General features: G+C 67.1%; 16 protein-coding genes and 2 riboswitches. Of the genes, 8 read left to right on the top strand and 8 right to left on the bottom strand.

Going from position 1 to position 13,918, the window contains the following annotated elements; all coding sequences use genetic code 11:
- Positions 1–52: 52 nt before the first annotated feature.
- From Y704_RS21250 to Y704_RS0113245, 4 genes are all read left to right on the top strand, one after another.
- Positions 53–544 (top strand): hypothetical protein, encoded by a 492-nt coding sequence (locus Y704_RS21250; RefSeq protein WP_253904337.1) that lies wholly within the window; start codon positions 53–55, stop codon positions 542–544.
- A gap of 68 nt (positions 545–612) precedes the next feature.
- A riboswitch (TPP riboswitch) is annotated at positions 613–743 on the top strand.
- Between the two features lie 66 nt (positions 744–809).
- Positions 810–1,418: an ECF transporter S component gene (locus Y704_RS25335; protein WP_026550474.1), complete on the top strand. Its 609-nt coding sequence runs from the start codon at positions 810–812 to the stop codon at positions 1,416–1,418.
- The gene (locus tag Y704_RS0113250) at positions 1,415–2,908 is read left to right on the top strand and encodes an ABC transporter ATP-binding protein (RefSeq protein WP_026550473.1); all 1,494 of its coding nucleotides are present in this window, start codon (positions 1,415–1,417) and stop codon (positions 2,906–2,908) included. Before Y704_RS25335 ends, Y704_RS0113250 begins: the two co-directional genes overlap by 4 nt.
- Positions 2,905–3,705, top strand: a complete 801-nt coding sequence (locus Y704_RS0113245) for an energy-coupling factor transporter transmembrane component T family protein (RefSeq protein ID WP_026550472.1) — start codon at positions 2,905–2,907, stop codon at positions 3,703–3,705. The genes Y704_RS0113250 and Y704_RS0113245 overlap by 4 nt, the downstream gene beginning before the upstream one ends.
- Before the next feature lie 24 nt (positions 3,706–3,729).
- On the opposite strand, the gene Y704_RS0113240 is transcribed toward Y704_RS0113245, so the two are convergent.
- From Y704_RS0113240 to Y704_RS0113215, 6 genes are all read right to left on the bottom strand, one after another.
- Positions 3,730–4,389, bottom strand: a complete 660-nt coding sequence (locus tag Y704_RS0113240; protein WP_026550471.1) for a methionine ABC transporter permease — start codon at positions 4,387–4,389, stop codon at positions 3,730–3,732.
- Position 4,390: 1 nt separating this feature from the next.
- On the bottom strand, positions 4,391–5,419 hold the full coding sequence (locus Y704_RS0113235; RefSeq protein WP_026550470.1) for a methionine ABC transporter ATP-binding protein: 1,029 nt from the start codon (positions 5,417–5,419) through the stop codon (positions 4,391–4,393).
- A 3-nt stretch (positions 5,420–5,422) separates the two neighbouring features.
- On the bottom strand, positions 5,423–6,295 hold the full coding sequence (locus Y704_RS0113230) for a MetQ/NlpA family ABC transporter substrate-binding protein (protein ID WP_026550469.1): 873 nt from the start codon (positions 6,293–6,295) through the stop codon (positions 5,423–5,425).
- A gap of 94 nt (positions 6,296–6,389) precedes the next feature.
- Positions 6,390–6,507: riboswitch (SAM riboswitch) on the bottom strand.
- A gap of 87 nt (positions 6,508–6,594) precedes the next feature.
- Entirely contained in the window at positions 6,595–7,473 is an 879-nt protein-coding gene (locus Y704_RS0113225) for an aminodeoxychorismate lyase (protein ID WP_026550468.1), read from the bottom strand.
- Positions 7,470–9,602: a chorismate-binding protein gene (locus Y704_RS21245; protein WP_051477050.1), complete on the bottom strand. Its 2,133-nt coding sequence runs from the start codon at positions 9,600–9,602 to the stop codon at positions 7,470–7,472. The genes Y704_RS0113225 and Y704_RS21245 overlap by 4 nt, the downstream gene beginning before the upstream one ends.
- A gap of 8 nt (positions 9,603–9,610) precedes the next feature.
- Positions 9,611–10,231, bottom strand: a complete 621-nt coding sequence (locus Y704_RS0113215; RefSeq protein WP_026550467.1) for a LysE family transporter — start codon at positions 10,229–10,231, stop codon at positions 9,611–9,613.
- 105 nt (positions 10,232–10,336) lie between these two features.
- Between Y704_RS0113215 and Y704_RS0113210 the strand changes: the two genes are divergently transcribed.
- The 3 genes from Y704_RS0113210 (at position 10,337) to Y704_RS21235 (ending at position 11,786) form a co-directional block, all read left to right on the top strand.
- Positions 10,337–10,483, top strand: coding sequence for a hypothetical protein (locus Y704_RS0113210; RefSeq protein WP_216698984.1), 147 nt, complete (start codon positions 10,337–10,339; stop codon positions 10,481–10,483).
- Between the two features lie 464 nt (positions 10,484–10,947).
- Entirely contained in the window at positions 10,948–11,232 is a 285-nt protein-coding gene (locus tag Y704_RS21240; protein ID WP_035772773.1) for a helix-turn-helix transcriptional regulator, read from the top strand.
- Complete coding sequence (locus tag Y704_RS21235; protein WP_051477048.1) at positions 11,229–11,786, top strand: hypothetical protein; 558 nt, start codon at positions 11,229–11,231, stop codon at positions 11,784–11,786. Before Y704_RS21240 ends, Y704_RS21235 begins: the two co-directional genes overlap by 4 nt.
- Before the next feature lie 170 nt (positions 11,787–11,956).
- Here the strand turns inward: Y704_RS21235 and Y704_RS0113195 are convergent, their stop codons facing one another.
- Together Y704_RS0113195 and Y704_RS21230 are read right to left on the bottom strand one after the other, a co-directional pair.
- Positions 11,957–12,754, bottom strand: a complete 798-nt coding sequence (locus Y704_RS0113195; RefSeq protein WP_026550466.1) for a methyltransferase domain-containing protein — start codon at positions 12,752–12,754, stop codon at positions 11,957–11,959.
- Positions 12,755–12,797: 43 nt separating this feature from the next.
- Positions 12,798–13,304: a MarR family winged helix-turn-helix transcriptional regulator gene (locus Y704_RS21230; protein ID WP_051477046.1), complete on the bottom strand. Its 507-nt coding sequence runs from the start codon at positions 13,302–13,304 to the stop codon at positions 12,798–12,800.
- 98 nt (positions 13,305–13,402) lie between these two features.
- Here Y704_RS21230 and Y704_RS24575 point away from each other — a divergent pair.
- Positions 13,403–13,918, top strand: a 516-nt coding sequence (locus Y704_RS24575) for an MMPL family transporter (protein ID WP_035772772.1), incomplete at its 3' end; no start/stop codon positions are given.

Here is a 13,918-nt window from a genome sequence, read left to right as displayed (position 1 = left end):
ACGCCGTGATCTGCACCTATCACCCCGACATGTCCGGAACCCTGGTCATCGGATGAGTAAGGCGGACGGCGCTGCCCAGAGCAGGAGAGCTGAACCCGCCGACGGGCGAGGTTCAGCTCTCAGGGGGCAGGCGCGTAATCGGCCGGTGCTGGTGGCGCTGCGGGTCCTCATCGCCGCGGGCCTGATCGTCAGCGCGGTCATCCACTTCCAGCTCGCCCCCGGATTCCAGCAGGCCTACCCGGCCGGGATCGGTGGAGGCACCCTGTTCCGCATCCAGGCCGTCGTCGCCGTCCTCGCTGCTCTGTACGTCCTGGTTCGGGGAAGCCGGGCAGCGTATGCGGCCGCCGCGGTCGTGGCGCTATCAGCGCTGGCGGCCGTGGTGCTGTACCGATACATCCAGATCCCCGCGATCGGACCGATTCCCTCCATGTACGAACCCGTCTGGTACGCCAGCAAAACCCTCACCGCAGCAGCAGAAGCCACAGCAGGGATCCTCGCGGCCATCGGCTACACACGCTTGAGCCGGCGCCAGGAAAGAATATAGGCCGCCCGGCGGCGTCACGCCAGCCGGGGAAAACCCACCGCGGTGTAGGATCGAAGCGCTTCATCAAACACATACGACAGGGGAGCGCCGTTCCTTCGCAGCTACTGCTGCCGGAAGCGGGCGCTGAGAGTGCGGACAGCCGCAGACCCTCGAACCTGATCCGGTTAGTACCGGCGAAGGGAGTCGAGTTCTCGGAGTGTTTCCGAGGGGATTTTTCTCTCGCCGATGCACTCTCCCCTCCTGTACCTCAGGAGGATTTCGAACCATGGCAACAATCAAGACCCTTCCGGGCAACCGAAGCCGCAGCCTCGAATGGCGCGTCGTGGACATCGTGGTGGCTTCGGTCATCGCGGTCGCAGTCGGCGTCGTCTTCTTCGCCTGGTCCGCGGGCTATTCGCTCATCAGCGGCATCACCGCTGCCTTCCCGCCCATCGGCGGCCTGTACGTGGGCGGGTGGCTGATTGCCGGCGTGCTCGGCGGGCTCATCATCCGCAAACCCGGCGCAGCCATCTACTGCGAGGTCCTGGCCGCAATCGTGTCGATGGCCCTCGGCACCCAGTGGGGTCTCCTCGTGATCCTCTCCGGCGCAATCCAGGGGCTCGGTGCCGAGCTCGTGTTCCTGCTGTTCCTCTACCGGCGCTGGAACCTCGGCGTCGCACTCCTCGCGGGGCTCGGCGCCGGCCTGGCGCTCGCAATCAGCGAGAACATTCTCTACAACGCACTCTGGGCCGTCGACTGGCAGCTCCTTTATGTGCTCTTCGCCGCCATTTCCGGCGTCGGAATCGCAGGCGCACTGTCCTGGCTCGCCATGCGGGGACTCGCCAAAACCGGTGTGCTGTCCTCCTTCGCCGCGGGCCGCACGGCCGACGTGTGATCCGGTACTCCACCGATCCCGTTGCCGTCACCGCCTCGAACTGGGGGTGGCGGCACGCGGGCCGCAGCCGATTCGCGGTGCGGAAGCTCGACCTCGATATCCAGCCGGGCGAGCGGGTGCTGCTGCTCGGTGCGTCCGGTGCGGGAAAATCCACGCTCCTTGCCGCCCTGGCCGGCGTGCTCGGCAACGACGACGAGGGCGAGCAGGAGGGCAGCCTCCTGCTCGACGGCGGGAGCCCCGCCTCCCGGCGCGGCCGAGCCGGGCTGGTGCTGCAGGATCCCGACTCGCAGGTCGTCCTCGCGCGGGTGGGCGATGAAGTGGCCTTCGGTGCGGAGAACCTTGCGGTTCCGCGCGCCGAGATCTGGAAACGCGTTCACCGTGCGCTCGACGACGTCGGACTGGACGTGCCGCTCGATAGGTCCACGTCAGCGCTGTCCGGGGGGCAGAAACAGCGGCTCGCACTCGCATCGGTCCTGGCCATGCAGCCGGGGCTGCTGCTGCTCGACGAACCCACCGCGAACCTCGACCCGCAGGGCGTGATCGAGGTGCGGGACGCCGTTGTCCGGGTACTGGAGAGGACCGCCGCAACGCTCGTGGTGGTCGAACACCGTGTGGAGGTGTGGGCGAACGTCGTCGACCGCGTGGTGGTGCTCGGCCCCGACGGCGGAATCCTCGCCGACGGCACTCCGGCGGAGGTCCTGGGAGAAGAAGCCGCGCGACGAAGCCTCGCGGGAGCCGGGGTATGGGTGCCTGGCTGGAAACCGGAGGTGGAGGGTCATCTGCCCGGTACCGCCGGGGACCCGCTGCTGTCCACGCGCGGACTCGCGGTGGCACGGACCCGACGCGGTGCGGAGGTCCTGACGGGGGTGGACCTCGAGCTGAGCGCGGCATCGGCTCTCAGCATTGTCGGCCCCAACGGAGCAGGAAAATCGACACTGGCCCTCACCCTGGCCGGGCTCCTGAAACCCCGGCGGGGACGGGTCACAGCAGAAGCGTTGTTGGAATGCGGAGCAGGAGCCGATCCTGCACGGTGGAGATCAGCGGAGCTCGTGCAGCGTATCGGCACGGTCTTCCAGGAGCCCGAGCACCAGTTCCTCACCTCCACGGTGGCCGATGAACTGGAGTTCGGGCCGCGCCGCGTCACCCGCGAACCGGAGTCGTCCTTCCGCCCCCGCACCAGCGACCTCGCCGAACGGCTCCGCCTCGTTCACCTCCTCACGGCGAATCCCTTCACGCTGTCCGGTGGCGAGAAGCGGCGGCTGTCGGTGGCCACCATGCTCGCGACCAGCCCCGACATCCTGGTGCTTGACGAACCGACGTTCGGACAGGACGCCGTCACCTGGGCGGAGCTCGTCGGCCTGCTGCGCGGACTGGTCAGCGGGGGCGGCTGTGTCGTGTCGGTCACCCACGACGCCGACTTCACCGAGGCGCTCGGCAACCGCATTCTGGACGTGCGGGCCGGCGGCGTTGTTCAGCGTGGGACGCCGTGAGCAGCGACCTGCTGACCCCCTCCCTGGCGGGGAACAGCGTGCTGATCCGCGCGAATCCGCTGTCCAAACTCTTCGCGGCCGTAGTGATCACGGGAGTGGTGATGCTCAGCATCGACTGGGTCAGCGCGGCGGTGGCCCTGACGTTCGAGATTCTGCTGATGCCGTTGCTCGGCATCAGTATGCGCGGGTTGCTGCTGCGGGCCTGGCCCCTGCTCATCGCGGCGCTGGTCGCCGCCTACGGAACGGCGCTGCTCGCGGAAAAGACGGGCGCCGTCCTGCTGCACGTCGGTCCGGTCCTCTTCACCGAGGGCTCTGTTGCTGCGGGCATCGCGATCGGACTCCGCGGGCTCGCGCTGGCGCTGCCCGGCATCTTCCTGGCGGTATCCACGGACCCCACCGACCTCGCCGATGCCCTCGCCCAGAAGCTGCACGCGCCGCACCGGTTCGTGCTCGGCGCGCTCGCGGCCGTTCGCCTGGTGGGTCTACTGGTGGAACAGTGGCAGACCCTCGGACTCGCGCGCCACGCCCGGGGCGCAGGCGCGGAGGGCAACGCGCTGGTGCGCACCCGTAACTTCCTGGGCCAGGCCTTCGGCCTCATCGTTCAGGCGATCCGGCGCGCCACGCGGCTGGCCGTCGCGATGGAGGCCCGCGGGTTCGGTGCGGCCGAGCGGACCTGGGCCCGGAAGAGCACGTTCAGCCCCGTGGATGCGTGGGTCGCCGCCGTCGGGCTCGGCATCGCTGCCGGGGCGGCAACGGCCGCGGTGCTGGCCGGCACCTGGACCTTCCTCCTGTCCTGAGGGCGGAGAGTCCGCCGGCGCCGCTCAGCGCCGGAGTGCCTTCCGTGCGAGCGAGTTGCCGAGGAACTGGACGGCCTGGACCAGCAGGATGATCACGAGAACGGCCGCCCATGTGACCACCGGATTGAACTGGCGGTACCCGTACTGGATCGCGAAGTTGCCGAGACCCCCGCCACCCACATAACCGGCGACGGCGGACATGTCCACGAGCGCCACGAAGATGAACGTGTAGCCGAGGATCAGCGGCCCCAGCGCTTCGGGAATGATGATGGTGAGGATGATCCTCAGCCGCCCGGCGCCCAGTGAGCGCGCCGCCTCGATCACGCCGGGCTGCACGGTGAGCAGGTTCTGTTCGACGATCCTGCTGATGCCGAAGGCCGCAGCGAGCGACAGCGTGAAGATGATGGCACTGTTGCCGATTCCCGTGCCGGTCACAGCCCTCGCGAGCGGCTGTGCGGCAGCGAGGAAGATGATGAACGGGATGGGCCGGAAGATGTTCACCAGGACGTTCAGTGTGCCGAACACCGCCCGGTTCCCGAGGAGGCTGCCCGGCCGGGTCGTGTAGAGCCCGAGCCCGAGCAGCAGCCCCCCGAGCCCACCGAAGAACAGGCTCAGCCCCACGATGTACAGCGTCTCGTAGGTTGCTTCCCATAGCTGGGGAGTCAGCGGTATCAGCTCATCCATTTCAGGCAAGCTCCTTTACGTTGATCCGTGTGCGCATGGCGTCGAGCACGGAGTCGATGGCGGGGGCGGGTCCCACCAGCGCGAGCGTCAGGTGCCCGAACGCCCGCCCGCGGATGTCGTTGATGCCGCCGTAGATCAGTTCGAACTCGATGCCGGCGCCGGCCAGGTCGAGGAAGACCGAGGCCTGGGAGGAATCGCCGTCGCGGAAGGAGAAGGTGACGATCCGCCCGGAGTGGCGTTCCTGCAGCACGGCCACCTCGTCGGGTGACGGGACGCCCCGCACCACCGTCGAGACGAAGCGCTGCGAGGGAGCCTGCTGCGGGTTCGAGAAGACGTCGAACACGTCGCCCTGCTCGACGATGCGCCCGCCGTCCATCACAGCGACCCTGGTGGCGAGGCTCTGGACCACGTCCATCTCGTGCGTGATCACCACGATCGTGATGCCGAGTTCCCGGTTCACACGCCTCAGGAGGCCGAGGACTTCGTGGGTGGTTTCCGGATCGAGGGCCGACGTCGCCTCGTCGGCCAGGAGGATCTTCGGCGACGTCGCCAGTGCACGGGCGATCCCGACGCGCTGCTTCTGTCCGCCGGACAGCTGCTCCGGGTAGTTCGAGGCCTTGTCCGACAGCCCGACGAACTCCAGGAGCTCCGAGACGCGCGCCTCGATGTCCTCCCTGCTCCGGCCGGCGATCCGCAGCGGGTAGGCCACGTTGTTCCAGACCGTTTTCGCGTTGAACAGGTTGAACTGCTGGAAGATCATCCCGATGTCGAGGCGCAGTTTCCTCAGCTGCCGGTCGGGCACACCGGTGACCTGCTGCCCGTCCACCACGATTTCGCCCGAGGTGGTCGTCTCGAGCGCGTTGATGAGGCGGACCAGGGTGCTCTTGCCGGCACCCGAGTAGCCGATGACGCCGTAGATCTCCCCGGGTTCGATGTCCAGGGACACGTTGTCGATCGCTACGACGGGGCTACCGCCCCGGCGGGCCGGCGGAAAACTCTTGGTGACGTTCCGCAACGAAATCAGGGGCATGGACTAGCCCTGTGCTTCGGTGTCTGCTTCGACCTTCTCGAGGGACTCCTTGAGCTCCTGGGTAGGGACCTTGAGGAACTCCGCGGTACCGCCCGAGGTCTCCTGGACGCCGTCGAGCACTGCCTGGTCATTCTGGTAGATGTCCACGAGCTTCTGGTAGGTCTCGTTGTTCTCCTCGCCGGGCTGCGAGGCGAAGACGTTGACGTACGGCACCGCGTTGGGATCCGACGGATCGTCCTGGGCGATCGCGTCGTCGAAGGACAGCCCTGCGTCCTCCACGAAGTCGTTGTTGATGATCGCGGCGGCGACGTCGGGCAGGGAGGTGGGCGTCAGGGAAGCTTCGAGAGCGGTGACGGTGACCTTCGATGCGCCTTCGTCGATGTCGTCGAGCGTCGAGAAGGCGCTGCCGCCGTCCTGCAGGGTGAGGAGACCGGCGGACTGCAGCACCAGCAGGGCGCGTGAGAGGTTGCTCTCGTCGTTGGGGACCGCGACGGTCGATCCCTCGGGAATCTCCTCGACGGAGTCATACTGCGAGGAGTAGAGGCCGAGCGGGTAGATGGCGGTGGAACCGACAGGGGTCAGCTCCGATCCGCTGGAGACGTTGTAGCGCGCGAGGTACACAAGGTGCTGGAACTGGTTGAGGTCCAGCTCGCCCTCGGTCAACGCGGGGTTGGGCTGGGTGTACTCGGCGAAGTCGACGATCTCGACGTCGATGCCTTCTGCTTCGGCCGCATCGGTGTAGGTGGCCCAATAGGGGTCGCTGGCGCCGACGACGCCGATCCTCACCGTGTCGTCTCCCGCGGACGATCCGCAGGCCACGGTGAGTGAAAGGAGCGCGACGGAGGTAGCGCCGAGGAGAGTTCGGGACAGTGACATTGGTCTTCCTTCGAATGATCCCGGGCGCGGCAGAACCCGGGATGGCTGATCTGGAGCATGGCGACACAAGTGCGGAATGGGCCGAGAGGCGGTTACGCCGTACTTGCCGACCGGGGGTAGTCCCCGAAAGGCCGAATCTTCACCTGGAGCACCCCACTACGGGAGAGGGTTGCTGTCCAACCGGCCAGGGCCTGTGGTTGGAACTCTTGATTGTGTAACAACGCTATACGAGGGCGCGCCGCCGGGCAAAACAGGCAGGCAACACGGCGTAACGAAACCGGGGAAACAGGAACCTCGTGCTAGATGAACCGGTCCACGAGCTGCGACAGCTCGTGGGTGAGCTCCTCCGACGTCGGTACGGGTGTCCCGTCGATCGCCGTGACCGGCGTCAACAGCCGGACGCTGGAGATCAGCCAGACGGCGTCCGCCTCGAGCAGGTGGCGTGGCTCCAGGGGGCCGTACCCCAGTTCCCAGCCGCTTTTGCGGGCGGCGTCGAAGAGTGCGCTCTGGGAGGTGCCGGGGAGGATGCCGCTTTCGAGCTGCGGCGTCTGCAGGGTCTTCGTGTCGCCTCGCCGCCGGGCCAGGAGCACGGTGGAGGTGGGTCCCTCGAGCACCTTGCCGTCCGACGAGGTAAAGATGACGTCGTCGGCGCCCTGGGACTTCGCGTAGCGCACTGCCGCCATGTTGACGGCATAGGACAAAGTCTTGGCGCCCATAAGCAGCCACGGCGCGCGCTGCGCGACGGTGCTGTCATAGCCCCGTTCGAGGAGTAGGACCTTCACCCCGGCCGCCTGCTGCTGCCGGGTGCTGGCAGGGACGGGGGAGACCTGGACCCAGGCGGTGGGTTCCGTTGCGCCTTCGGTGCCGCGGGTCGCGACGAGTTTGACCACGGCCTCGGCGTGCCCTGGTTCTGCTGCGGTGAACTCACCCAGTGCTGTGCGGATGGCACGGCTCCAGGCCTCGGACGCCGGGATGGCGAGGTCGAGGGCGGCCGCCGACGACGCCAGTCGGTCAAGGTGCGCCCGCTCCTTGCGGGATGCGCCGTCCACGGCCAGCAGCGACTCGAAAATGCCGTCCCCGCGGGTGGCTCCGAGGTCGTTGGCCATCAGCTGCGGCTTTGACGGATCGACGATCCGGCCGTCACCGTGCGCTGCGTCGAGGAACACCAGAACAGTCATGGGGCCAGCTTATCCAACGGGGCTCGCGAAGCGCCCGGAGGAAGCACTGGCGATTCCGGAAACTCCGCGCCGAGGCCTGTGAGCACGCCGCGGGCCTTGATCCGCACTTCCTCCCATTCGTCGGATGGCACCGAGTCGGCGGTGATGGCACCGCCGACGCCGAGACTCAGCCGCGCGCCGTCGTTCGTGTGTTCAATGACCAGGGTGCGAATGACGACGGCGAGGTCGGCTGCGCCGGTCAGGGACAGGTAGCCCGCGGCCCCCGAATAGACTCCGCGGGGCCGGCCCTCGAGGGCATCGAGGATCGCCATGGTGCTGATCTTGGGTGCTCCGGTCATGGACCCCGCCGGGAAGGCCGAGGCGATCACCTCGGCACGGGACGCTCCGGGCTTCAGCGTCGCCTCGATGGTGCTGACCAACTGGTGCACCGTGGCATAGGTTTCGATGTCACAGAGACGGGTCACGGTGACCGATCCGGGGACGGCGTGGTGCGAGAGGTCGTTGCGGAGGAGGTCCACGATCATGATGTTCTCGGCACGGTCCTTGAGCGAGGCTGCGAGGTCCCGGCGAAGTCCGGCATCGGCCACCGGGTCCAGGGAGCGGCCCCTGGTGCCCTTGATGGGTTCGGCCCGGATGCCGCCGTCGGAATCGATCCGGAGGAAGCGCTCGGGGGAGGTGCTCGCGACCGCGAAGCCCGGCCAGCGGATGAGATGCCCGAAGGGTGCCGGGCTTGCACGCCGCAACTGCAGGTACACGGCGAGCGGATCGACCGGGCGGTCCACTGTCGATCCGAGCGAGGTGGTGAGGCACACCTCGTAGGTGTTGCCCTCGGTGATCTCCTCCTGCGCGCGGCGGATCTTCGCCAGGTAGCCGGCGCGCGAATCCTTCGCCTCGAAGACCGGCACTTCGGCGAAGGCCGGCCCGGGCAGTGAAGCGGACGCTGCCGGTTCAGGTGCCCCTGGTCTCGGCGCCGCCTGTCCGGTGTTGAGCACAGCGGCACGGGCCTGTGTCTGCCAGTCCACGCACTCGGCGTCGGGCGGACCATCGGTCAGGACGAGGAGGAAGACGGAGCCCTCCCGGTGGTCGATCACCACGGCGCGTCCGGCGAAGATCAGTGCGGCGTCGGGCAAGGCCGAGGAGGTGAGCGACGCTCCGCCCGATTCGCGCTTCAGTTCGTAGCCCAGATAGCCCAGCCAGCCGAGCGCAAAGCCGCACTCGTAGCCATCGGGCCGGCGGACCACGCGGCGCCCCCACGCGTTGTCCAGCCAGCGGAAGAAGGGCTCGCGAATCCGGGATGTCACGGCCCCCGCGGATACCTCGGTGACGCCGTCCGTGTGGCGGACGCGCTGGCCGAACTGCCCGGCGTCGTCGGCCAGGATGGTGAAACGGCTGCGGTCCGACCCCGGCGTAGCTCCTGCATCGGAACTGTCGAGCCACACGGCCGCCTGCGATTCCGGGTACAGGGCCGCGAACAGTGCTGCTGTATCAGGTTCAGCGTCGATCCGTTCTGTACGTACGCTCAAGCCGCGGCGCGCGGCGCGCTCGACGGACATGAGCCTCTCGCACTGGGGTAGGCCGGTGAGGGCCAGCCGTACTCGGTGCGGCGTGGCCGGTCCTGAATGGCCCTGGACGACGACGTCGGCAGAGGCGGCCGGGGAATCGGCGTCGAGCCAGCGGGATTCCTGGTCGGCCCACCGGTCCCAGAACGGCGCGTAGGTTCCGCCGTCGCGCGCGAGGGCGCTGCTCCGCCGCAGCTCGCCGGGAGCTTCCACCCAGAGAACGGCGTCGAGAAGTCCGCGCGCCTCGCGGGCGGCGGCTCCGACACCCTCGACCAGTACGATGTCAGCCGGCGGTGTGTGCCGCATCCCGCCGTCGCAGTCTGCAATCCAGTCCCACTCCCGCCAGGACGCCTGCATCCCCTCCGCCAACGGCGTCAGCACCTGGTGCACGTAGCGGTCGATGCCTCCGCGCAGACCGTCCCACCCCGGATAGATATCCTCCAGGTGGAACATGCTGACGGTGTGGTGCTCGCGCAGCAGCGCGGCAAGCTCCGCGGCGAGGGTGGTCTTGCCTGCGCCGGAACGGCCGTCGATCGCGATGATCAGTGGAACGGGTCGGGGAGGTGTCACGAGGCAGGCTAGGCCAACGCCAACAGGGTCCCGACGCCGACGAACAACGAGCCGAAGGTCCGGTTCATGATCGTCTGCCCGCGGGAGTCCTGCGTGAACCGGCGGAATGATCTGGCAGTGGCGGCGTAGAAGAACCACATGACCAGCAGGTCGATGGTGATGACGGTGGCCGCGAGCACCCCGTACTGTCCGGCCAGGGGCCGATCGGCACGGATGAACTGGGGAATCAGTGCGAGGAAGAAGACGATGGCCTTGGGGTTCAGGAGGTTGACCCACACTCCGCGCCGGAACATCGACAGGGGGCCTTCGGTCCGCCGCACTGCAAGGATCTCCTCGTCCAGGGAGGGCTTCTGGAGGAACTTCCGAATCCCCAGGTAGACGAGGTAGGCGGCGCCGGCATAGCGGATGACGTTGAAGGCCACCGGCGAATTCGAGACCAGGAGCCCTACCCCGGCGGCCGCCACTCCGATGTGCATCAGAAGGGCGGCCTGCTGGCCGAGGATGCCCCAGATCGACCGCCGGAACCCGACGGTCAGGGCGTTGCTCATGGTGTTCACGGCACCGGCACCCGGGCTGAAACTGATGAGGGTGCCCGCGCCGAGGAGGGCAAGCCAGACCGAGGGATTCACCCTTTCATAGTAAGCAGTCCGCGCCGGAGCTTCTGCCTCTGGTCGCGGATCCGGATATTGCGGCTCCGGATATCAAGGCGATCCGGGACAACGGACGCTGCGCTCGTGGATGAGGCACTCGCGGCGTTGCCGGCTCGCCATCGCTCCGCCGAGGTGGACGCAAGCTATGCGGCCTACGACAAGCACCCGCTCGACGAGCCGGGCAAATGGAGTGACCTGGCTTCGTTCCGACGGGCCGCGGCCGCATCGTGAGCGATCTCCCCGCCCGTGGCGAAATCTGGTGGTGCGGCGGTCAACCTCGATTCGGTTGAAAGTGTCTCCAGTGCACTTCTCTTAAACCGGTTGGGTCGCCTGCACGACACTCGAATGCGAGATCTGCGCGGCCCTTGCAGTAGCTGTCGACTGCTCCGAATGATGCCTCGCGCCGCCGATCCAGTCCTGTAGGCCACCGGGTTCATGGGCGAGTCCCTCCAGGTTTCTCCCGCCTGGTGGCTCAACCACCGCTGGGACGTAGTCCTGCGTAAGCGGAACCGGCCGGCAGGGTCCGGCGGCCGATACTCAGGAGGGTGAAGCTCCCCGCGGTGAATACCAGGAACAGCACACCCGGTAAGAGTCGAGATAATCCCTCGCTGTACTTCAGCGGGACAGCACGTCGGCGAGAGAGCCTGATGACCACTATCCTTGACTTTTTATGTCAAAGATAGTTGACTTGTAATATGTCCCCGAAGAGCGCGACGCCATGCGGTACCTCACCCGGCGACGGCGCGGCGCAGACCAGTGAAGTGCGCGCCAAGCGGAAGATCCTGCGCATCACCCAGGCTGAACTCGCCCACCTGGTGGGAGTCAGCAGACAGACCATCGTGGCCGTGGAACAGGGTGACTACGCGCCCTCGGTCTTCCTGGCGCTGAAAATCGGCAGAGTACTGGAGTCAACGGTCGAAGAACTCTTCACCGCCGCTGATCCCATGACACCACCATCGACAGAGAGAGAACGGCGATGAACCAGAACCGAAACGTCCTGGACCGAGCAGCAGAGCGGATCCTGCAGCTGGATAGTGCTTCGTACGGGGACGAACGCGAACGGGCCGTCTACACCGAAGCGGCGACCTTCGGAATGACGGCAAGCCTCTACATGGGCATCATCGGGGCCTTCATCACGGCGCTGCTCGGCCTGATCCTTGTCCCGATCCTGCTGGTCGTCTTCTCGGTCATCCCCATGTACTGCACCATGTGGTACGCGGGTCGGCGGGGGGTGAACACTATGGACCTCGCGTCGCGAGCCAGCGACAGGTCACTGACATTCCAGGCCGTTTTCACCCTATCCGTTCTGCTGCTGACGATCGGCGCGATGGGCTTCACCGGGTGGGCTGGACGAGGCCTCATACCTCTGGTCGATGCCGTCTCCATCAGCGCTGACACCATGGAATCACTGGGATCAGGGGCCGTGATGGGAGGGGCAGTCGGAGCCGTCCTCGGGGTGCTCGCCACAGGTTTCGCGATCCGGCAGGCCCGAAGGAAGTGTGCTACTGAAGCACCTGCACCAGATACCGAGTGACGAGACGGTCCGGCTGCTGCGGGCCGTGATCGCCGGCGAACGACACGCGGTGAGTACCAGCCCGACCGAACTGGTAGTCCGCGCGTCAGCCTGACACAACCTGGCCGGCACCCGATCTGTGCCGTCCGGCAGGGGTTGGCGCCTTCTGCGGAGTGGTCAGCGAGGCATGCTCAGGCGCGCGCGAGGACTTCGACGCTCGGAATGAGGAACACGCCGTCGGGGGCCGTTCCCCAGGTCCGCCACCCCTCGGCCAGCCGCTCAAGGTCCTCCCGGTCGGCGTGGCCGCGTTCGAGGGTCTGCTCGGCGAAGCCGGAGTGCAGCACCCGCTCGGCCCAGGACTCGGCATGGAGCCGGCGGGCCTCGTCGGTGGCGTAGATCCAGCTCGACGTCGAGACCTCCGTCTCGGTGAACCCGGCATCCTGAACCCAGGAGAGCAGGTGCCTGCCGCCGTCGGGCTCGGCATTGTTGCCCCGGGCGATCCGCTGGTACAGCTCCATCCACTCAGTGAGCGCAGGGGAGGACGGGAACCATGCCATCGCGTGGAAATCGGCGTCGCGCACTGCCACCACTCCACCTGGCCGGACCACCCGCCGCATCTCGCGCAGTGCCGCCACGGGATCGGTGAGGTGCTGGAGCACCTGGTGCGCGTGGACGACGTCGAACTTCTCGTCAGGAAAGTCGAGGTCGTAGATGTTTCCTGTCGCGAAGACGGCGTTCTGCAGGTGGGCGTGCGCGGCGGAAGCCTTGGCCACCACATCGGCCGAGCGGTCGATCCCGGTCACGGTTCCCGGCGCCACGAGGGCGGCGAAACCGGCGGTGATGCTGCCCGGGCCACAGCCGACGTCGAGCACGTCCATGCCGGGGCTGAGGTGCCCCACGAGGTACGCGGCGGAGTCCTCCACCGTGCGCGATGCGTGCGTGTTCGTGACACTCGGGTGGTGACCGTGGGAGTAGACGTCGTCGCTCATGTTCCGAGATTAACCCGGGTGGAGCGTTCAGTGGGCCCTCGCGTCACTTTCCACTGTCATGCTGCGATGTGCCACCTCTCGCAGGGGCGGTTTTCGCAGTTGCTCCTTTCGCAAGAACCGTGGCGTCGGTGACGCGCTGCATCATCCTCTCGAGGAGGGCGAGTTCGGCGTCGTCGAACTCACTCAACGCATCAGTGATGTGCTGTGCCAGCGGGGCGAACAGTCTGCTGCCCGTGTCCAGTGCCCTTTCCGTCAACTCGAGGTGCACCTGGCGCCGGTCGACGGCGCTGCGGGTCCGGGTCACGTGCCCTGCAGTATTGAGCCGGTCCACCAGTGCGGTGGTGGCGGGGGAGCTCAGGTCCAATTCCTCGCGCAGCATCCCCGGCGTCACGGTCGCGCCGGCGCGTGCCGCGCCCATCATGATCCCCAGCGCATTGAGATCGGTCCGATGCAGCGCATCGCCCGCGCTCGCCGCCTCGATGTAGCGATCGGTTTCAACCGTGAACTGGCGCAGCAGCTCCATGAGCCTGGCCTGGTTCGTCTTGGACATTGCGCGTACCTCGATTCAGGACAACTTTATTCCCTTTTCAGATTATCTCCATCATAGATATAGTTCTTCATAGAGATAACTTTCGAAAGGCTCACATCGTGAAAAGCAGATGGCTCCGCATCGTGCTCCCCGCCGTCGTCGTTCTGATCTGGCTCCTCGGTGCCGGCTTTGGAGGGCCGACCTTCGGCAAGCTCGACCAGGTCTCCAGCAACGACCAGGCGTCCTTCCTGCCGGCGAGCGCGGAATCCACGGAAGCGGGGGAACTGCAGGAGCGCTTTCGGAACTCCAACGCCGTTCCGGCGGTGATCGTCGCTGAATCCGATCGGGAGATCACTCCGCAGGAACTGCCCGCCTACGAGGAAGTGGCCCGCGCCCTGGGCGTCGTCGAGGGCATCGAGCCACCGGAGGAGGGGGCACCCGCGATTGTCGGTCCGATTCCGTCCGAGGACCTGCGGGCCGTCCAGTACCTTGCCTTCGTCGCGTCGGACGCCGAGCTCGGCGAGGTTGTCGTTGAGCTGCGCTCGGTGCTGGATGAGCAACTGCCCGACGGCGTTGCAGGCTACGTGACCGGCCCCGCCGGCTTCACCGCCGATCTCGTCAGTGCCTTCGGCGGG

The sequence above is a fragment of the Arthrobacter sp. Br18 genome (genome assembly GCF_000520555.1).
Lineage (GTDB): Bacteria > Actinomycetota > Actinomycetes > Actinomycetales > Micrococcaceae > Arthrobacter_D.
The sequence above is the reverse complement of the archived record's forward strand: the minus strand, read 5'-3'. Positions and strand labels throughout refer to the sequence as shown.